Annotated in this window: 22 protein-coding genes and 1 pseudogene; 6 read left to right on the forward strand and 17 right to left on the reverse strand. The window is 34.9% G+C overall.

The genetic code is table 11. The annotated features are described in order from the left end of the window. The first annotated feature begins 175 nt into the window (after positions 1-175). Entirely contained in the window at positions 176-727 is a 552-nt protein-coding gene (locus tag KFV12_RS11130) for a thioredoxin family protein (RefSeq protein WP_111715741.1), read from the forward strand. An 11-nt stretch (positions 728-738) separates the two neighbouring features. On the opposite strand, the gene KFV12_RS11135 is transcribed toward KFV12_RS11130, so the two are convergent. Genes KFV12_RS11135 through KFV12_RS11145 form a run of 3 tightly spaced genes read right to left on the reverse strand, consistent with a single transcriptional unit; the run spans position 739 to position 3,786 of the window. Beyond that, positions 739-1,155 (reverse strand): DinB family protein, encoded by a 417-nt coding sequence (locus tag KFV12_RS11135; protein WP_254256768.1) that lies wholly within the window; start codon positions 1,153-1,155, stop codon positions 739-741. A 52-nt stretch (positions 1,156-1,207) separates the two neighbouring features. Continuing rightward, positions 1,208-3,280, reverse strand: coding sequence for a HelD family protein (locus KFV12_RS11140; protein ID WP_254256769.1), 2,073 nt, complete (start codon positions 3,278-3,280; stop codon positions 1,208-1,210). Continuing rightward, positions 3,277-3,786, reverse strand: coding sequence for a hypothetical protein (locus KFV12_RS11145; RefSeq protein WP_239243309.1), 510 nt, complete (start codon positions 3,784-3,786; stop codon positions 3,277-3,279). The genes KFV12_RS11140 and KFV12_RS11145 overlap by 4 nt, the downstream gene beginning before the upstream one ends. Before the next feature lie 72 nt (positions 3,787-3,858). Here KFV12_RS11145 and KFV12_RS11150 point away from each other — a divergent pair, with 72 nt between their 5' ends. Beyond that, positions 3,859-4,293: a DinB family protein gene (locus tag KFV12_RS11150; protein WP_133424202.1), complete on the forward strand. Its 435-nt coding sequence runs from the start codon at positions 3,859-3,861 to the stop codon at positions 4,291-4,293. Positions 4,294-4,324: 31 nt separating this feature from the next. On the opposite strand, the gene KFV12_RS11155 is transcribed toward KFV12_RS11150, so the two are convergent. The 6 genes from KFV12_RS11155 to KFV12_RS11180 all read right to left on the reverse strand — a co-directional run bounded on the left by KFV12_RS11155 (position 4,325) and on the right by KFV12_RS11180 (position 9,683). Further along, positions 4,325-5,440, reverse strand: coding sequence for an FAD-dependent monooxygenase (locus KFV12_RS11155; protein ID WP_254256770.1), 1,116 nt, complete (start codon positions 5,438-5,440; stop codon positions 4,325-4,327). Between the two features lie 15 nt (positions 5,441-5,455). Next, the gene (locus KFV12_RS11160; RefSeq protein WP_254256771.1) at positions 5,456-6,070 is read right to left on the reverse strand and encodes a cyclase family protein; all 615 of its coding nucleotides are present in this window, start codon (positions 6,068-6,070) and stop codon (positions 5,456-5,458) included. 84 nt (positions 6,071-6,154) lie between these two features. Continuing rightward, entirely contained in the window at positions 6,155-6,886 is a 732-nt protein-coding gene (gene yidC, locus KFV12_RS11165; protein WP_111715729.1) for a membrane protein insertase YidC, read from the reverse strand. A 30-nt stretch (positions 6,887-6,916) separates the two neighbouring features. Then, the gene (locus KFV12_RS11170) at positions 6,917-7,189 is read right to left on the reverse strand and encodes a hypothetical protein (protein ID WP_239243311.1); all 273 of its coding nucleotides are present in this window, start codon (positions 7,187-7,189) and stop codon (positions 6,917-6,919) included. A gap of 66 nt (positions 7,190-7,255) precedes the next feature. Then, positions 7,256-9,331 carry a heavy metal translocating P-type ATPase gene (locus KFV12_RS11175; protein WP_302054715.1) on the reverse strand — a complete coding sequence of 692 codons (2,076 nt, stop codon included), beginning with the start codon at positions 9,329-9,331 and terminating at the stop codon, positions 7,256-7,258. Then, positions 9,324-9,683: an ArsR/SmtB family transcription factor gene (locus tag KFV12_RS11180; RefSeq protein ID WP_096075850.1), complete on the reverse strand. Its 360-nt coding sequence runs from the start codon at positions 9,681-9,683 to the stop codon at positions 9,324-9,326. The genes KFV12_RS11175 and KFV12_RS11180 overlap by 8 nt, the downstream gene beginning before the upstream one ends. A gap of 168 nt (positions 9,684-9,851) precedes the next feature. Here KFV12_RS11180 and KFV12_RS11185 point away from each other — a divergent pair, with 168 nt between their 5' ends. Next, complete coding sequence (locus KFV12_RS11185) at positions 9,852-10,085, forward strand: hypothetical protein (RefSeq protein ID WP_239243313.1); 234 nt, start codon at positions 9,852-9,854, stop codon at positions 10,083-10,085. Positions 10,086-10,135: 50 nt separating this feature from the next. Here KFV12_RS11185 and KFV12_RS11190 read toward each other — a convergent pair whose 3' ends face one another. From KFV12_RS11190 to KFV12_RS11205, 4 genes are all read right to left on the reverse strand, one after another. Continuing rightward, positions 10,136-10,780: a metallophosphoesterase gene (locus tag KFV12_RS11190; RefSeq protein WP_254256773.1), complete on the reverse strand. Its 645-nt coding sequence runs from the start codon at positions 10,778-10,780 to the stop codon at positions 10,136-10,138. A 97-nt stretch (positions 10,781-10,877) separates the two neighbouring features. Then, positions 10,878-11,630: a DUF4097 family beta strand repeat-containing protein gene (locus KFV12_RS11195; protein ID WP_133447052.1), complete on the reverse strand. Its 753-nt coding sequence runs from the start codon at positions 11,628-11,630 to the stop codon at positions 10,878-10,880. Beyond that, positions 11,627-12,187: an HAAS signaling domain-containing protein gene (locus KFV12_RS11200; protein ID WP_254256774.1), complete on the reverse strand. Its 561-nt coding sequence runs from the start codon at positions 12,185-12,187 to the stop codon at positions 11,627-11,629. The genes KFV12_RS11195 and KFV12_RS11200 overlap by 4 nt, the downstream gene beginning before the upstream one ends. Continuing rightward, on the reverse strand, positions 12,180-12,506 hold the full coding sequence (locus tag KFV12_RS11205; protein ID WP_254256775.1) for a PadR family transcriptional regulator: 327 nt from the start codon (positions 12,504-12,506) through the stop codon (positions 12,180-12,182). The genes KFV12_RS11200 and KFV12_RS11205 overlap by 8 nt, the downstream gene beginning before the upstream one ends. 280 nt (positions 12,507-12,786) lie before the next feature. Between KFV12_RS11205 and KFV12_RS11210 the strand changes: the two genes are divergently transcribed. Next, positions 12,787-13,554, forward strand: coding sequence for a potassium transporter TrkG (locus tag KFV12_RS11210; RefSeq protein ID WP_254256776.1), 768 nt, complete (start codon positions 12,787-12,789; stop codon positions 13,552-13,554). A gap of 52 nt (positions 13,555-13,606) precedes the next feature. On the opposite strand, the gene KFV12_RS11215 is transcribed toward KFV12_RS11210, so the two are convergent. The 4 genes from KFV12_RS11215 to KFV12_RS11230 form a co-directional block, all read right to left on the reverse strand. Further along, positions 13,607-14,785, reverse strand: coding sequence for a M20 family metallopeptidase (locus tag KFV12_RS11215; protein WP_254256777.1), 1,179 nt, complete (start codon positions 14,783-14,785; stop codon positions 13,607-13,609). 102 nt (positions 14,786-14,887) lie between these two features. Beyond that, positions 14,888-15,094, reverse strand: coding sequence for a helix-turn-helix domain-containing protein (locus tag KFV12_RS11220; RefSeq protein WP_224183421.1), 207 nt, complete (start codon positions 15,092-15,094; stop codon positions 14,888-14,890). Positions 15,095-15,105: 11 nt separating this feature from the next. Then, positions 15,106-15,744 carry a DUF2975 domain-containing protein gene (locus KFV12_RS11225; RefSeq protein WP_254256778.1) on the reverse strand — a complete coding sequence of 213 codons (639 nt, stop codon included), beginning with the start codon at positions 15,742-15,744 and terminating at the stop codon, positions 15,106-15,108. Between the two features lie 267 nt (positions 15,745-16,011). Then, positions 16,012-16,185, reverse strand: coding sequence for a hypothetical protein (locus KFV12_RS11230; RefSeq protein WP_165983404.1), 174 nt, complete (start codon positions 16,183-16,185; stop codon positions 16,012-16,014). Positions 16,186-16,213: 28 nt separating this feature from the next. On the opposite strand from KFV12_RS11230, the pseudogene KFV12_RS11235 reads away from it, so the two are divergent. Further along, positions 16,214-16,912, forward strand: a pseudogene (locus KFV12_RS11235) (amidohydrolase family protein); the annotation flags it as partial. A gap of 152 nt (positions 16,913-17,064) precedes the next feature. Next, positions 17,065-18,618, forward strand: coding sequence for an SLC13 family permease (locus tag KFV12_RS11240; protein ID WP_254256779.1), 1,554 nt, complete (start codon positions 17,065-17,067; stop codon positions 18,616-18,618). The last annotated feature ends 59 nt before the right edge of the window (positions 18,619-18,677 follow it).

Genomic DNA, 18,677 nt, shown 5'->3' on the forward strand with positions numbered 1-18,677 from the left:
TATGAAAAATTATTAGCTAAGGTAAGTGTATCACTTCACATCATGGTAAACATCCGTATATACCGTAATATTTTTGAATATTTGTTCATATAAATGGTGAAAATAATATCTTTTGTTTGATTATTCTGATATTGTTATAATACATTTATATTATTAAAGCTTACAGGAGGCACTTATGACGACTTTAATCGAATATTTTAATCAAGGCTTATCTTTAGAGCAATATATTAACCAAATGGAAGTAAATAAAGCAGAAATGCATAAAATCTATGAAACTTTTGAATTACCTGTAGATGACGCACGTTTACAAACTGTAAAAGACAAACATTTAAAAGCTATCGTCATTACTGAAGATTGGTGTGGTGACGCGATGATGAACTTACCTGTGCTGATGAAAATTGCGGAAGCGACAGATATGCCGTTAAGCATTAGTTTACGTGATTCAAACTTAGATTTAATGGATCAGTATTTAACGAATGGTGGACGTTCTATTCCAAAATTTATCTTCCTGGATGAATCGGGTAATGAATATACAAACTGGGGTCCACGCGCTGAGAAAGTTCAAAATTTTGTTATGGATTTACGTAAAGATTTACCTGCTAAAGATGATAAAGATTTTGAATCTAAACAAAAAGAAGTACACCATCAAATTCATGAAAAATATAAAAATACACCTGAATTCTGGAATGAAGTTTACGCATCAATTATGGAACAGCTGACAAAATAGTCAGCTGTTTTTTATTCAAATAAATTACTTAATCCTTCATCATCACCAAATTGTTTAATCGCACTATACAGCTGAGCTCTATGATGCGTTAAATGCGTCAAAATAACGAGCAACCAGTCTAAATAAGTTTGACGTGTCTGCCAATAGGTCATTTTCATATTAAGCATTTCATCTTCTTCCAGTTGATTATAAAAATCAAGCAGAATATTCATGCTGAGTTCGAGTCTCGCTTCAAATACTTCAATTGATGTTACTTCTTTTTGCCAGTAATGATAATAATCATCCATTTCAGACTTCCCTGCACCTTTGATGATCATTACATCAGCTTCAGGTATTAATGCAATATGTGTTAGCAATTCAAAGCAAGTTTTACCACCCGGATAGATTTCCTGTTCTAACATAAATATATCTACTTTGTTTGCAAGCATTTTGATACTTTCTACCTGACATTCAATTTACTTAAATATTGGTTCTATAATACTAATCATTGATATCACCTACTAAATAAAGATGACGTGTCGCTCTACTGGCGATTGTATATAACAGCAACTGGTCATGCTCCAGATCATATTGATTAAATCCGACAATAAATACATGCGAGAATTCAAATCCTTTAGCCATGTAATTCGGCATGATAACTTTTCCTTTAGTGAATGTATATTGATCGTGTGTTAATAAAGTACATCCCTTTAAAGTCTGGGCTATCTTATTAGCATGTTGAACGTCACGTGCGATAATGGCGACACTTTCAGATTGCAATGCTTCTACAGTATTAACAAACGCTTCGTAATCCAGTTCTATTACATCGTCTCCCTGAACACCTAAAGACTCTGTATCATCATTACCTATCAAACCTTTCGTAAATTCAGTAATTTGAACTGTTGAACGATAAGATTTTGTTAAATGAATGACATTGATGTCATCTGGTAATTCAAATGTCACTGCAGGATGTACAATTTGATTACTATCTCCGAGCATCGTCTTTCGTGCATTGGGATATATCGCACTAATTGCTGCTAATTGGACGACTGAATAATCCTGCACCTCATCAATAATGATGTGCTGCATCATACTTTCTCTGTGCAATCCCTTTATCTTAATTGATAAATAAAGCAAAGGCGCTATATCTTCATAATACATTTGTTTGTTTCTAAATTGATTGAGTGTTGCTTCGTATGCGTTCTGATCTATCGACTTTAATATATTGAGATAAATACGTTCAATATTGATAAACTGTATATCTTTAATATATTGTTTCAGCACTTTATATTGTTTTGTCTTTTCACGTTTAGCACGTATCTCAAGTTCTTCGTCTGTACCAATATATCGTGTTACTTTCTTTAATGCTTTCGTTCTGTCTTTTATCGCTTGTTGTAAGTGTTCCTCGTAGATCGGCTGTAATTCTACCTGAATTTTTTTAAGGCGTGCATCAATCGGAGATTCACCAAATTTATCATAAAATAAATAAGATAGATGCTCTTTCGTTACAAAAGGCGTGCCTTCAATCGTTAATATATTAAATTTAATATTTTTCACTGCAATCGATGCAATCTTTTGATCCATCTTTTGTAACAGTAACTTACTATTTTTAATTTTAAATAACGCTCGTGCGTAATCATCTGCATAACGCATGCGCTCGATATTTTGAAATAACGATTCGACATGAAAGTGACGACGATTCATTTTATCTTTTAACCTGAAAAAGCTCGTCGCATTAATCGGTGCTTCTCCTAACTCCGGTAATACATCAAATATATAATCACCGAACATCTCATTTGGTGTAATAAACAGCATATGTTCTGCTGTCATTTTATTTCTATGTAAATATAGAAGGTAAGCAATACGCTGCATTGCAATCGAAGTTTTACCAGATCCCGGGGGTCCTAATACTAAAATATCGTGGTTGGAAGTCATACGAATAATTGCATTCTGATCCTGCTGAATCGTTGTAACGATAGACTTCATCTTGTCTTTTGCACTATCAACGAGTAGATGTTGCAAAGCGTCATCACCAATATATATTTCTGAATCGAAGACATCTAACAGGCGCTCATGTTCAATTACAATCTGAATGCGTGACAATACATCTACGACTTGTGTACCGACAGTCGGTACATTATAGCTTACTTCCCCAAGTTGGTTCTCATAATAAGTACTGGCAATTGGTGTTCTCCAGTCATAGATAATGAGATCTCCTGTTGAAGGGTCTTTCAGACTATTTAATCCAATATAAAACTTTTCTGTTTCATGCGCATCATCTTTTAATGTAACAGCACCAAAATAAGGACGGTCTTTCATCTTATTAATCTGCTCGGTAATCTTGTTTCGGTTAACCTGAATTTCTTCCTGTAATTTTAAAGAAGGTAGTACTTGTGAATATTCTATCTGTGCATCATCAGAAATTTCTGTACCAAGCTCTTCAAACGCAAAGCGGCGTTCTTCGATGAGTTCACTCGTAGATTGTGTGAGCTCTCCGGTTAATTTATTCTGTATAATATCAATCAAAGCATGCACTGCTGTTAAATGTTTCGTTTCAATTTGTTTTAAGTTCAATCTATAACCTCCTCATGCATGATACGATTCAAGTGTGATCGTCTCAACCTTCTATGTTTAAGTAGCGCAGCAAATTCTCGCGGTGTCAAATAGGATAATCGTATATGAAAATAATTGATATATTCAACGATCGCAAAGCAAAGTAAAAAAGTACTTAACATTAAATATCGCTCACTTGTCATCAATGCATAGATAAATAGCATACTACAAATCATGATGAGTACAATAGATACACGCTTAAATAATATGAACAAATGCTGCTGTTTAATCGTCATATGCATCTTACCACGCTTCTTTACTACGTCATGCATCAGTTTCCAGAAGTACGCACCAATAGCAAGAATAAAACATAACGTTATGAGCGGAACAGCAATATGGAGGCTACGTGCCATTTCCTGATATTCATGATTGAAACAACAGTACATCCAGATAAGAAAGAACATTACACTTGAAAAGCCTTCACCCGTGTATAAACTTTTTAATTCTTTAATCAATGAATTTTGCATTGTTTCTCCTTTTTATGTCATAAATATATGCTTTCAGGGTATAAGTAACTATCAAACTGTGAGGTGAACCGAATGAATAACAATAATAATCAAATTTATACAGAAGTAAAATCTTCAAGAGATGAATTACTCAGCCAAATCCAAAAATTAAGCGCGTCACAATTTAACTATAATTTCGGATCAAAGTTTAAAAGTATCAAATATAATTTACTTCAAATCGCTTATGCATATCATGAAGGCTTAGATCAACACAAAGACCAGATTGGTGATTATGAGCTATTTAAAGAAAAAGGTCATACATTAAATTTCTTTGATGTAGCAAATTATTTCGATAACATTGATTATGCAATCGAACAAAATCCAGTACATCCTAACGATGTGATGCCACTTATCTTCAATGAATATGAGTTACGTGGTAAAATTCGTTTCTTAATGACTTTCTTTGAAGTGCTTGATAACAATCTTGATCAGGAAATTCAAAATTTAAAAGTAACTAGACTTAAATAAAAAAGCTCATGATGAGCTTTTTTATTTTGTATTAATTGATATGACGATGACTTAAGAAGAAAGTTTGTTTTTCTAAAAATGATAATGGTACTAATTTTAACGCTTTGTTTCTTGCTTTAATAAGTGTTTTATTTTCAAGTTGTGCTGATTTACCGATTTGACGTGATCTTAAAATCACCTTTTTCGTGTGATTTACACTTAATTTATCATATGCTTTTAATGCTTCATCAATCGGATACTTTTTGAGTTGGTTCGCTAGACACACTGCATCTTCCATAGCGAGTGATGCGCCTTGTCCCATGTTAGGTGTTGTTGCATGTGCTGCATCCCCTAACAATACGACGCGGCCTTTATAAAATGTCTTCAATGGATTGATATCATAAATATCATGTTGAATAGGGTCTCCGACAGTCTTTTCAAGCGTTTCTAACACAGCATCAGGAAATGCTTTAAAGTATTGCAACAGTTTCTTCTTATTATAATTTCTAAATTCTGTATCTCTTTCTTCGGCATTCATACAGCAGAACCAGTACACCTGATTATCTTTCAGTGGTACGATACCAAACCTACCTGTTTCTCCCCAGTACTCAAGCGCAACTTTATGATCAACAGCTACATCTTTACTCGTTCCTCTAAAACACGTGTAACCTTGATAGATTGCTTCACTATCTTTAAACATCTGTCGTCTAATGTTAGAATGTACGCCATCAGCTGCGACAATTAAATCATACTGATATTTGGCACCATCTTGTAATATTAAAGTTGGATGATTAAAGTCTTTAATACGTACAACATCTTTTATTAAATGGATATCGGCGTCATTATGCTCCAATAAAATAGCATGGAGTTGCTCACGCTGAATCGTTATATTTTCTTCTTCTGATAATGATAATATCAGTGTATTTAATAACTCATCTTTATCTGTTCTAAACTGGCATTCAATTAACGGGTTTCCCGCTGCACGGATATCTTTGTCTATTCCATACTGTTTCAAAGCACGTATAGCATTACCGCCAACACCTAAACCGACACCGAGCTGTTTCAATACATGGCGCTTTTCTAATATGTCTACCTCATGCCCGGCAGACTTTAGAGCAATCGCAGCTGTTAAACCGCCAATACCTGCTCCGATAATACCTATGCGCATGTAACTCACCTCATCTTATAATTTCTTTTTTACAACTGCACGAATTGGACTGGCATCAGCTTCTATCTTTAGTGGCAACCCAATAAAATCATAATACCCTACTCTCACTTTATTTAATTCTAAATTTTCTATAATCAATATTTGATTTTCTAAACATGCTTTGTGTGCATCGAGGGTTTCATTATCTACTGTATCTATACTAGGCATATCCGTGCCAATCACTTCAACACCAAGGTGTCCCAGATAATGTATGGCAGCACTTTCAAAGGTCATGAAGTCTCCCAAAAATACACTTTGATCTTTACTGTATACTGATTTAAACAATACGATTGGCTTATCAATCACAAGGTCCTCTAATAATTTCTGAGTAACAATTTCCTCATCGATTAACTCGATCACCTGCGCTTCACCGATTAAGCGATTAATATCAATCTCATCAATCGTTACGCTTTCATGGTCATAGTGAAAAGGTGCATCTAAATGTGTACCAGTATGTAAGCTCATTTTAATACTGCCTACATTAGCACCAGTTTGACCTTCTAACTGACTATCCATCTGATACACATAAGGCTGATCCCCTGGCCATGTTGCAATACCTTGCTTTAATGTCTGAGAAATATCAATCCACATAAAAACCCCTCACCTTCAACTGTCTGCTTTACTTACATTATAACGTAGGCGCGGCCTTTTTACAGTTTTAAGGTGAGGGATGCTTTATTTAATATCACTAAATAGTTTATTAGAAATAAATTGCTGGAAGATTAACACAATTGCGCCAACCGACCAGTAAAGCGGTAACGCTGCTGGCGAGTGGAAACTGATAAATATAATCATCAATGGACTCATTATCGCCATCGGCCACATCTGTTTGCGGCTTTCTTCAGGCATGTATTGTATAGAAATCCATGACTGGAGAAAATATAGTCCACCTGCAATGAGCATCATCAACAGATCAGGCGTACCAAGGTTAAACCAGAGAAAGCTTTGTGCTGCAATTGATTTACTGTGTATGATCGCAAAGTATAAACCGGTCAATATCGGCATCTGAACGATAATTGGTAAGCAACCCATGTTCATTGGGTTAATATTATGTTCACCGTATATTTTCATAAGTTCCTGCGATAATACGCTCTTTTCTTCCGGGTCTTTTGCTAGTTTCATCTTATCTTGTATCTCTTTTATTTTTGGACCGGCAACTTTCATATTTGCCTGCATCTTCTTTTGTTGTTTAACTGTGCTGAGCATCATCGGCATCATCATAAAGCGTACACATAACGTTACTAGTACGATCCCCATACCGTAACTGCCCGCAAAGAAACCAGCAAAGAAAGTAATTAAATCCGTAAATGGTTGGACGATGCCGTTATGAAACAAACCGTCATCTTGTGCCCCGCAACCACTTAATATCAATGTTAATACGATAAGTACACTAAAAAATCTTTTCAAATATTTCTCCTCCTATATATTAATGTTTGATTAATATATAGGAACGGCCTCTACTTCATCGCTCATCTTAGATAAACACTTAATACGCCATCTCAGTACAGGTGAGAAAATAATAATTGTTTGTTCCAAAACATTCCCAGCACATTCAGTTAAAGACCATTTCTGACCCACTTGTAACTGAAGCTTTAAATGTAATAATACGAATAAGAAGGCGGCAATGTATGGTACCAGATACAACAAACGAAATGTAATATATTTGAGCAATAATGCTTCACTCAATAAACTGAGTAACAGTTCCAACATAGCCACCTCCTTCTATTAGTAAACTTATTATAATGATAAGTGACGTTGTAAGCAAATGATAATCAGCTATTCTTTATGTCTTAGTAATCTTAAGCTGTTTAAAGTCACAAGTAATGTAGCACCCATATCAGCAAATATCGCAATCCATAACGTTAACCAGCCTGGGATAACGAGTAATATCGCGATTAATTTAAGTCCTAACGCAAATCCGATATTCTGTTTGATAATATTTAATGTACGCTTGCTGAGGCGAATCACTTTCGGTAAATCACTTAAATCATCTTTCATAAATGTAATATCAGCTGTCTCTATCGCAGTATCAGTTGCTGCACCACCCATTGAAAATCCTACGTCTGCCTGAGCGAGTGCCGGTGCATCATTGACACCATCACCAACCATTGCAATGTGACTTCCCTTTTGTTGATAGTCTTTAATTAATTTCAACTTATCTTCAGGTAACAACTCTGAATGCACACGTGTGATGGATAACGTATTTCCAATTGCATCGGCTACTGCTTTATTATCACCAGTGAGCATCAGTGTCTCTATTCGTTCTTTGTTCAACATGCGCACGACATCTATTGATTCATCGCGAAGTGTATCCTGAATAAAGAAGACAGCGATTATACGATCTTCTGTACCGAACAATACTTTTGTTGCGCCGCTTCTATTTGTTTCAGCAAGTTTCTGTGCATCAGAATCATTTACATTAAAGAATTTCTGTTGTCCGATACGATATTTTTTATCTTTATAAATACCTTGTACCCCTTTAGCGGTAACGACTTCATAATCTGTTAAGTCGACTGTTTCACAATCCGTTAGACTGTTCACGATTGCTTTGCTTAATGGATGTCCGGCATCTTTTTCAAGGGTGTAGATAACATTTTTTTCGTCTTGCGTTAGTGTTGTGAAATCAACACGTTCTACAACAACAGGCTCTCCTTTAGTTAATGTACCTGTCTTATCAAAAGCTATCGTATCGATATGACCTGCGTTCTCTAAATGAATACCACCTTTTATTAAAATACCACGACGTGCAGCACTACCGATTGCGGTAACGATCGCAACCGGTGTTGAGACAACAAGCGCACATGGACAACCTACAACGAGTACCGATAAACCTTGGTAAAGATAATGTTTGAAGTCGCCACCAAATAATGGTGGGATTACGATTACAAGCAACGCAATTAACATAATGAGTGGTGTATAGTATTTCGCAAACTTATCTACAAATTTCTGTGTCGGTGCTTTCTCACTTTGCGCTTCTTCCACAAGATGAATCATCTTCGCAAGCTTAGTTTCATGGCTGCGTTTAGTAACTCGCACTTCTAACTGTCCAGATTCATTCAGTGTCCCTGAATAAACTTCATCAGCTTTACTTTTGGATACAGGGATACTTTCTCCTGTAATACTTGCCTGATTGACATTGCTCTGACCATTTATTACAACACCATCAATCGGTACTTTCTTACCAGGCAGTATGCGCACGACGTCACCAATGCTTAAATCTTCTACAGCAACTTCTGCATATTCATTACCAATTCGCTTTAATGCCACTTCAGGTGTGAGATCAATCAGACTCTGAATGCTGTCACGCGATTTCTCCATCGCGTATCCTTCAAGCGCTTCACTTATTGCAAATAACAGGACGACCATGGCACCTTCCTGTACTTCACCTATTAACATTGCACCAATAATTGCAACGGTCATTAAGACGTTCATATCAAAGTTTAATTTAAACAGTTGTTTTAAACCTTCAATAAATAATGAATAACCACCGATTGCAATCGCTGCGATAAAGATCACTTTCGTATACAGACTATCTTCACCAACATTATAACTTGTGATTAAACCCGCAAGAAACAGAATCAAAGCGATGGCAAACGGTAAATGCGCTTTATTCTTGTAAAACGGAACTTTCTTTGTGCGCTTTACATTTGCTGGACGTACTTTAATATGATCAAATTTCCCCGCTGCTTCTAACTGTTCGACAGTGACGTCACCTGTAACATTCAATTTCGCCGCCCCGAAATTTAAATCCACTGTATCTACGCCTGGAATCGCTTCAATATTTTTCACAAATTTAGCCGCACAATTTGTACAGCTTAAACCTTCCAGACGATATGTTTCTTCTTTACTCATCAGATTCACCCCCATGCGCTAAAGCTGTACGAATCAGTGTCTTAATATGATCATCCTTCAAACGATAGAATGCATTTTTTCCTTCTTTTCTAAAATCAAGCACTTTCGCCTGATTTAAATATCTGAGATGGTGACTCGTCGTAGCGACACTCGCATCGAGTATATTGGCCAGGTCACATACACACAATTCATCTTCGAGTAATAAACTAAAGCAAATCTTCAAGCGTTTCTCATCTGCTAAGGCTTTATAAATAACAAGCACTGGATTTAAATCAACTAAATCCTGTTGTGATTTCACACGCTTTACCTTCTCAACATCAAACAAATATAAATCACAAGTATCTTGAGCCATACATAACCCCTCTTCCAAACTTTATTTCATTCATTCAAACATTCATTTGAATATAGTATAACGCACAATATTCATTCAAACAATCATTTGAATGAAATGTTTATAAAATTTTACTAAGGGAATATCAATTAATGAATAAATAATAATTAAAAGGAGCTTTTAATTTAAATGGATGCAGAAAGCAATTATTTAAACATTGAAATTCAATTAGACAACGGTGAAACAGTAAACCATCAGGAGTTCTTTACTACCGATGAGAAGATTGCATTTAATAACTTCATTAAGAAACTTGATTTAAATGAGACAGGCTTTTTACCGATTAACGATGAATCGACAACATGTTCAATCAATATCGATAAAATCGTAAAAATTACACCAAAAGACGTTAAAAATATGGGCTAACCATTATAAATACTAAAAGAGAGCGGATAAAATATCCGCTCTCTTTCCTTTTAATAATCACTCTTTAATATTTTCTCAATATACGTTCTAACCAATTTACCATTCTTATTAATGACGACTGCAGCAAGCGCATCATGATTCCCCGCTCCTGCATCAATATTTAACGTATTGTATTGTTTTAAATATATCGGTTTCCCAATTTCAGTTGGTGTATGTCCAATAACCTGAAGCTTCTTCATCTTTTTTAGCTTACCGCGAAAACGTAACACACTCCACATACTCTCTGTATGAAACTTTCTAAACCCTAAAAAGTTAACGCCCGCATGAGACACGTAAAGCACACCATTCTCGTAAAACAACGGTAAATCCCGCATCCAACGTGCATCACCTATATATTTATCACGTAAGTCATAATCTTCTATCGTATTCCTATAGTTCTCTTTCATGTCTGACTTTAAAGTACCTTTAAAAATATACTGCGCCATTTGATACTCATGGTTGCCCTGAATACAAATCGTATTCGGATAATCCTGCTGAAGCTTGCGTACACAGCGTACAACCTCTTTCGAATGTTTACCTTTATTGATATAATCTCCAACAAAGATAAGTTGCTCTTCTTTTGGATTCCAGTGCTTTAGTATCTTCTTCAATGTATTATAACAACCATGTATATCTCCAACTAAAAAATAATTCATTATTAACATCCTTAACGTTTGAATTTATCTCAGTTGATTATATAAGAGTTTCAAAGAATACTAAAGTTAAGATTGTGTTAAAAAATATCAATATAAACTAATCAACATCAACCGTTAAATCACCCATATCTGTTTCAAGGTCAATGGTGTGTTCTCCTTTACCAACCTTACCGCCTTTAGGAATAACATCATTTAATTCAACGTCACCCATATTACTGTCAGTAGTGACATTCACATTGTCCGGTTTTCCTTTATAATAGATTGAAGCATCTCCAACATTGACGTCACCTTTAATATTGGCATCTTTATCAACATTTCTTAACGTTAGTTCACCAACATCGACACTAAACTGAATATCATCAGCAATCATTTCTTCAATGTTTACTTCTCCGACATTCATATCAATTTTTGCAATTTTTGCATCTAATTTATCAATATTAATTTCCCCAACATTTGAATCGATTATAAATTCATTGTATTGTTTTTGAGGTAACTGAAGTATTACTTTCATATTGTTCTGTTCCTGATTGAATCCGAAGTTAAAGTCGACATCAATACCACTTGATTCGCCACCAGAAATAGATAGCGTGTCATCTTTTACTGTATACTTTATTTGATTTTCATTTTTAGCATGCTTGATATCAATATGCGTTTTATTATCATCAGACTGTTTCACATCTAACATCAATGTATTAACATCTATATCAACCTTCTGATATTCATCAGTAAGTACTTCATTATGATTATACTGTCCGTAACTACTGCCAAAACCAAATATCATACTACACACTGCCATCCCTATCATTCCGATAACCATCAAACTTATTGCGACAATTAAAAGTTGCTTCATGACGATTTACCTCCCTGAATGATATTTTTATTAAATTGAATATATTGAACGATGAAACGGTTCACAAACTGCATCACTTTAAATAAAATCATGCCAAATAATAAGCCTAATCCTACACAGAATACCGTCATAAATATTTCAAAACCATTCACTGCGCTCACACCATTAAAGATAATGTCTAGTATTAAAAAGAACGGTGATATGATTAGCATCAGTGCTCCAAATGCAAACGACACCATAATACTAACGTAAATAACGAACGGAATGAGCAATATAAATAAATTTAAAAAGCTTAAACCTACAATCGAGAAGATCATCTGTGCTACATTTGACGTGCTCGGATCTGTCTTTGCTTTCGTTACATGATACATCGCTTGCAGTTCTTTACCAACCTTGACCGGATCGCCTAGTTCATTAATGATTTCTGCATCACTTTTACCATCCATCGCACCATCTTCAAAATGTGATTCATATTCGAACATCAAAGACTCAAATTCACCTTGTGGTAAACCATTCAATTCTTTACTTAACGTATTTAAATATTGTTGTCTATTCATATGATTCTCCCCCTCTCTTAATGAGTGCATCTACCGCGTCAACCATACCGTACCATTCTGTTTTTAAATGCTGTAAATGAACCTTTCCTTCATCGGTAATCGTGTAATATTTTCTTGCCGGACCACCTGACGTCTTACCCATATAAGTATCCAGATAACCTTCTGATACTAAACGACGCAACATCGGATATAGCGTGCCATCAGCGATGGAAAGATGTTGTGAAATACTTTGTGATAAATCATAACCGTATTGATCCTTTACCAATATCTCCTGTAAAACGACGAGCTCAAGTACGCCTTTCTTTAATTGAACATTCATAGTCCGCCTCCTCTCACTACTAGATAATACGATATAGTGATATAAAAAAATAAGTCGTGTTGTTTACCTGGTCAGATAATATTAACTATCTCTTTTACAACTATATCGTAACATCCACTAGTGAATAATTCAATATAGTTGGATTGAATTAATATATTTATTTAAATCACTCAAAATTAAAAGATAACTGTCTTTTCAAAATACTAAAATTTGAATTGTATTTTCTGTAACTAACATGTACGCTATTGTTACTTAATCATTCAAAAATAGAGGATGTCACATGGATAAAAAAAATAAAAAAAGTGGGCGAAATCCTTATCTTGTTATCATTAGTGCTTTTTTAGCATTTCTAACTGTTGGAACAATACTACTATACATGCCATTCTCTCAGAAACAACCTACATCATTTGTAGATTGTCTGTTTATTGCAACGAGCGCATTCAGTGTTACAGGACTCGCAACAATTGATATTACACAAACCTTTAACACTTTCGGCCATATTATCATTATGATTCTCGTACAGTCCGGTGGTCTCGGGATTATTACGTTAGCGATGATCGTGTTTATCATGCTTGGACGTAAAGTGGGACTTAAAAGTCGCTCACTCGCAACAGAGGCATTGAATCAGCAGAACTTAGGCGGCATACTCAGACTCATATTGAAGCTATTAATGATCAGTTTAATTTTTGAAAGTATCGGAGCAATACTGCTTGCCCTTGAATGGGTGCCTTTACTAGGATGGAAGCGCGGACTATTTAACAGTTTCTTCACCGCAGTCAGTGCATTTAATAACGCAGGATTCGCACTTCATAGTGACAATCTTGTCCAATTTAAAACGAATCCGGTCATCAACTTTATCATTACAACATTAATCATCATTGGTGGATTAGGATTTACAGTCATCCTTGATATATATCAGAAAAAGAAATTTATGCATTTAAGACTTCATACAAAAATTATGATATTCGGGACGGTGATCGTGAATACAATTGCGACACTGACAATTTACTTACTTGAGATGATAGAAAGTAAACGATATATACATTGACATTAGACAATCCTCTGTAATTACCAATGCTCATACAGGCATAATTTCAAAGTTATTTCACTCCTTTTAAATAATCAAGTACGACTGTACCAACTGCTTGTGCTGAAATGAGTAATGATTTTTCTGAAATGTTGAATTTCGGATGATGATGTGGATATATTTCTCCTTCTTCAGGTGCTGCACCTGTATATATAAATGCACTTGGTCGTTCTTTAGCATAATATGCGAAGTCTTCAGATGGTGGCTGAGGTTCGCACATCTCCACTTCGAAATCGAGTGATGCATCCTTTAAAGTTTGTGCAACATAGTTTGTAAATTCAGGATCATTGTATAATGCCGGATAATCGTCGTTGTATTCCAGTTCACAAGTAACACCGTACATTTCTTCTAATCCTTTACTTAATCGTTTAATCTCACGTTCAATTGTTGCTTTCGTATCATCTGTTAAACCACGTACGTCACCTTCGATTTCAATTGAATCTTTAATGACATTGAACTGACCTTTACCATCAAATGAACCGATTGTTACAACGCCCGTTTCAAATGGGTTTAATCGTCTTGATACGACTGTCTGTAATGCTGTTACAAAGTAACTTCCTGCTACGATTGCATCATTTGCCATATGTGGTGATGAGCCGTGACCACCTTTACCGATAACTTTCAGTTTAAAAAATGCACGTCCTGTCTGAACATAACCTGGTCTATAGAACACTTTACCTACCGGCATCGTACTCATAACGTGTACACCAAGTACGTTATCAACCCCGTCTAATACGCCCGCTTCAATCATACCTTTCGCACCACCTGGTGGTACTTCCTCTGCTGGCTGATGGATAACAACGACTTTACCTGTAAACGTCTCTTTCATCTCTGCTAATGTTTCAGCTAACACAAGCATATATGCTGTATGTGCGTCGTGACCACATGCATGCATCACACCTTTATTCACCGATGCAAATGGTAAGCCTGTATCTTCTGTAATTGGTAATGCATCAAAATCTGCACGAATTGCTAATGTCTTTCCTGGTTTACCAGAATCAATCGTCACTTTAATGCCGCGTTCACCGATATTCGTTTCTACTTTTACGTCTTTCCCTTTATAGAAATCCGCAATATATTGTGCTGTTTTCTCTTCCCGGAAAGAAAGTTCTGGATGTTGATGTAAGTAACGTCTAATCTCAATCATTTTATCTTCTTTTGCTTTTAAAGTTTCAATTAATTGTTTATTCATGTTCTTCATCTCCTTATGTATATTATTTATTCCCTTTTATTATATATAAAACAAAAAAGAACAAATTATGAAACCATAGTTTGTTCTTCTTCACGCATACAATTATTCATCTTTCACATATTCAAACAAATCTCCAGGTTGACAGTCCAGCGCCTTACAAATAGCTTCAAGTGTTGAGAACCGTACTGCTTTTACTTTACCCGTCTTTAAGTTTGATAAATTTGCAACACTAACGTCAACCATTTCGGAAAGCTCATTTAACTTAACTTTCCGATCAGCCATTACTCTATCTAACCTAACTATTATCATAACTTCACATCCTAAACAGTTGCATCATATTCATTCTGTAAATACGCGCCATATCGGAAAGCTCTACCGATGAACCAGATTGTTATAGCAATTAAAGTTATATTCCAATCTAATGATATTAAATTATAACTCACTTTTCTTATAACATCAGCTTCCGATAAATAATGAGATAAATTTAATGATTTGTCAATAAACATACTTAACATCGAAACCATCAACTTGTACGTATGTCCTGCAAATAAAAATAAAATAGCAATTGTTTCAATAAACTTTCCGTTGTTATTACTAAAGACTTCATTCTTACTGAACTTATGAATTAATTTTCTTGCACACCACATTATTAATAAGAATAAAACTGCATTCAATATTCCGATGATTAAAACACTGATAAGCAGCCCTTTATTAACCGCCAAATGCTCACTAATAAAACTTTTCGTAAATTCATAATTTAAACCGCCTATACTCATCATTACTTTCGAATGATCGGCCTGGAGAAACTTATTCAAAGTCCCTTCAGAAACAGAAGTAATAAAAATTGTTAATCCGACTAAAGCAAGCGTTCCAATCCCTGACAATACAACACCAATAAGGTATATAATATCCATTACCTTAAGCAAACCTTTAAAACGACTCACACTATTCTCATTCATCTGTGACACCTCTTCCTTGTATTATGTTCAATTACATATTAACATCTATTTTTATTAATTACAATAATTATTTATCGACAAACGATAAATAATTGTCTTTAAGGAATAAAAGTATTACCTCTTATCTTATTAAACAAATAAGCGAAGTACTGATTACTTCATCAGTACTTCGCTTATTATTACTAAGTTATTTTTAAATAATTCATTTATTGATTACTCACACTTGGATTAATATACAGAACAAATTAGTTTTCTCGACATTGTAAATTATTTATTCAACGTTCTATACTTACTATATTCCACTTCATTATATACAAATTTATCATTAAACAAACTTTTATTAACCGCATCAGTAACATCTATTTTTTCTACATTTAATGCTTTATCAATAATATATAAATTATATTGTTCAAAATGTTCTTCAAGATAGTAAGCTTTCATATTCTTTAATTGACTAAATGCTGATTTCAGTGTAAATGCCTTAACAATTACCGGCGGGCATGGGGATGGGTATCAATACTCAGGTAGTACAGTAGATTTAATTCAGGCAGACTACCCAGGTATGCCTCATGGTTTATGTGACGGTGTTGAAGCAGTGAGAAAGAAAACGAGAGAAATGTTACGCGCAGGTGCCGATGTCATTAAAGTACATGCTACAGGGGGAGTATCATCCCCAACCGATCATCCTAATTTTACACAATTCTCATTAGACGAATTAAAAGTCATCGTAGAAGAAGCGAAGTTCAGAAACAATCTTAAAGTAATGGCTCATGCACAAGGACTAGAAGGTGTGAAACAATGTGTTGCAGCAGGTATCCATTCTATTGAACACGGAATATATTTAGATGAAGCTGTCGTTCTGCAAATGATTGAACAAGGCACTTATTTAGTTCCAACACTATTAGCACCCGTTTCAGTGTTAGAGTTCGCTGAAGAATTAGGAATGAGCATGGTTAAATATGGCATGTCAGAAATTGATGCAATTCGAGCATCGACAATTACAGCAGCAGAATGTCTTTGTCTAGATAATGTCGGACAAATTAAATCAGGCTATTTGGCAGATGTTATACTCGTTAAGGAAGATCCGCTTAAAGATATTAGTGTTCTTAAAGATACAGATAATATTAAAATTGTTATCAAAGATGGTGATATTGTAAAATCAATTTAAAATAAGACGCATGATAAAAAATACTTATCATAAATTATTAAAATATAAATAGATTAACAATATACATTTTTTGAAACCCCTTACATAAACATTCAGTATTTTGATACAATATAATTGTATACAAAATTCAAAAATTTATAGGGGGGGTTTTTATGAAAAATTTTATTAACAAAAAAGGCTATTTAACGCATTTCTCCGATTCTATACAACCATCTAAAGAAGTAGTGTCATACAATAAAGTTCAGCTTACCGGGCTTTTTCTTGGACCATTACTCTTTATATTATTCCAGTTTTTCATTCACCCAGCTGGCATTGAAGGACCGGCACGATTTGTATTAGCTGCAACGCTATGGATTGCTACATGGTGGATTACAGAACCTATACCGATAGCAGTAACTTCATTATTACCACTCGTGTTATTTCCTATAGGTCAAATAATGGATGCAGGAAAAGTAGCAGCCAATTACGGCAATGATATTATCTTCCTATTTATGGGTGGATTTATTTTAGCGATAGCTATGGAGCAATGGAATTTACATACACGTATTGCACTCAATATCATCAATAAAGTCGGTACAACAACATCTAAAATTATACTAGGATTTATGATGGCTACAGGTGTAATGAGTATGTTTGTGTCAAACACCGCTGCCGTTATGATTATGATACCAATTGGACTTGCACTAATTGCCGAAGCGGAAGTGTTAAGTGCGAATCAGGTTAATGAAAATTTGAGAAAATTTGAAAAAACATTAGTCCTGGCTATAGGTTACGCCGGAACAATTGGTGGTATGGGGACATTGATTGGAACACCACCGCTCATTCTATTAGCGGGTCAGATGAAAGAATTATTTGGATTTGAAATTGGATTTGGCCAATGGATGCTTGTTGGTGTACCGAGTGTAATTATTTTACTCTTAATTACATGGTTGTACTTACATAATTTTGCCTTTAAATCAGATATGACAGAGTTACCTGGAGGTAAAGAAGTAATAGAACGTGAATTAAATAAATTAGGTAAGACGACAAGAGAAGAAAAGATAATACTTGTTATATTTATACTAGCTGCAACACTTTGGATTGTTCGTGGATTCTTCTTTGCAAATATTCCTGCACTTAAACTGATTCAGGATGGCACAATCGCCATGTTCATTTCAATTCTACTGTTTATGATACCGACGAAACGTAAATCTGGTCGTTTACTTGATTGGTCCGTCGCAAAAGAAATCCCTTGGGGTGTACTCTTACTATTCGGTGGTGGCTTAGCATTAGCAAATGCCATTACGACAAGTAAACTAGATGCATGGTTAAGTGATCAGCTAATATTATTAAAAGGCATGCCAGTGTTATTGATTATTGCAGTAACTGCATTATTCGTATTATTCTTAACAGAAATTACATCAAATACTGCCACTGCAACGATGATTCTACCTATTCTAGCTGCACTTGCATTAGCAATTAATGTTCATCCATTAGCACTGATGATACCAGCAGCAATGGGTGCGAACTGTGCATTCATGTTACCAGTAGGTACGCCACCAAATGCAATTGTCTTTGGTACTGGCAAAATTAGTATTAGAGAAATGGCCACAACAGGGTTCTGGCTCAACATAATCGCATGTGTGATTATCGTAATCGCTGTATATCTGATTGTACCTTATGTATTTGGTATAGATATATCACCTTTCCCAGCAGCATTGAAATAATACTACTATCCAGTTGCTTAGCAGCTGGATGTTTTATTTATAAAATTAATACAAAGCAT

This window comes from Macrococcus epidermidis, from assembly GCF_024205965.1.
Classification (GTDB): domain Bacteria; phylum Bacillota; class Bacilli; order Staphylococcales; family Staphylococcaceae; genus Macrococcoides; species Macrococcoides epidermidis.

What these genes read in the sequence shown, in the direction of transcription:
- KFV12_RS11130 (WP_111715741.1), top strand. Translation starts at nt 176, where the DNA reads ATGACGACTTTAATCGAATATTTTAATCAAGGCTTATCTTTAGAGCAA.
- KFV12_RS11135 (WP_254256768.1), bottom strand. Translation starts at nt 1,155, where the DNA reads ATGCTTGCAAACAAAGTAGATATATTTATGTTAGAACAGGAAATCTAT.
- KFV12_RS11145 (WP_239243309.1), bottom strand. Translation starts at nt 3,786, where the DNA reads ATGCAAAATTCATTGATTAAAGAATTAAAAAGTTTATACACGGGTGAA.
- KFV12_RS11150 (WP_133424202.1), top strand. Translation starts at nt 3,859, where the DNA reads ATGAATAACAATAATAATCAAATTTATACAGAAGTAAAATCTTCAAGA.
- KFV12_RS11155 (WP_254256770.1), bottom strand. Translation starts at nt 5,440, where the DNA reads ATGCGCATAGGTATTATCGGAGCAGGTATTGGCGGTTTAACAGCTGCG.
- KFV12_RS11160 (WP_254256771.1), bottom strand. Translation starts at nt 6,070, where the DNA reads ATGTGGATTGATATTTCTCAGACATTAAAGCAAGGTATTGCAACATGG.
- KFV12_RS11170 (WP_239243311.1), bottom strand. Translation starts at nt 7,189, where the DNA reads ATGTTGGAACTGTTACTCAGTTTATTGAGTGAAGCATTATTGCTCAAA.
- KFV12_RS11175 (WP_302054715.1), bottom strand. Translation starts at nt 9,331, where the DNA reads ATGAGTAAAGAAGAAACATATCGTCTGGAAGGTTTAAGCTGTACAAAT.
- KFV12_RS11180 (WP_096075850.1), bottom strand. Translation starts at nt 9,683, where the DNA reads ATGGCTCAAGATACTTGTGATTTATATTTGTTTGATGTTGAGAAGGTA.
- KFV12_RS11185 (WP_239243313.1), top strand. Translation starts at nt 9,852, where the DNA reads ATGGATGCAGAAAGCAATTATTTAAACATTGAAATTCAATTAGACAAC.
- KFV12_RS11190 (WP_254256773.1), bottom strand. Translation starts at nt 10,780, where the DNA reads ATGAATTATTTTTTAGTTGGAGATATACATGGTTGTTATAATACATTG.
- KFV12_RS11195 (WP_133447052.1), bottom strand. Translation starts at nt 11,630, where the DNA reads ATGAAGCAACTTTTAATTGTCGCAATAAGTTTGATGGTTATCGGAATG.
- KFV12_RS11200 (WP_254256774.1), bottom strand. Translation starts at nt 12,187, where the DNA reads ATGAATAGACAACAATATTTAAATACGTTAAGTAAAGAATTGAATGGT.
- KFV12_RS11205 (WP_254256775.1), bottom strand. Translation starts at nt 12,506, where the DNA reads ATGAATGTTCAATTAAAGAAAGGCGTACTTGAGCTCGTCGTTTTACAG.
- KFV12_RS11210 (WP_254256776.1), top strand. Translation starts at nt 12,787, where the DNA reads ATGGATAAAAAAAATAAAAAAAGTGGGCGAAATCCTTATCTTGTTATC.
- KFV12_RS11215 (WP_254256777.1), bottom strand. Translation starts at nt 14,785, where the DNA reads ATGAATAAACAATTAATTGAAACTTTAAAAGCAAAAGAAGATAAAATG.
- KFV12_RS11220 (WP_224183421.1), bottom strand. Translation starts at nt 15,094, where the DNA reads ATGATAATAGTTAGGTTAGATAGAGTAATGGCTGATCGGAAAGTTAAG.
- KFV12_RS11225 (WP_254256778.1), bottom strand. Translation starts at nt 15,744, where the DNA reads ATGAATGAGAATAGTGTGAGTCGTTTTAAAGGTTTGCTTAAGGTAATG.
- KFV12_RS11230 (WP_165983404.1), bottom strand. Translation starts at nt 16,185, where the DNA reads ATGAAAGCTTACTATCTTGAAGAACATTTTGAACAATATAATTTATAT.
- KFV12_RS11240 (WP_254256779.1), top strand. Translation starts at nt 17,065, where the DNA reads ATGAAAAATTTTATTAACAAAAAAGGCTATTTAACGCATTTCTCCGAT.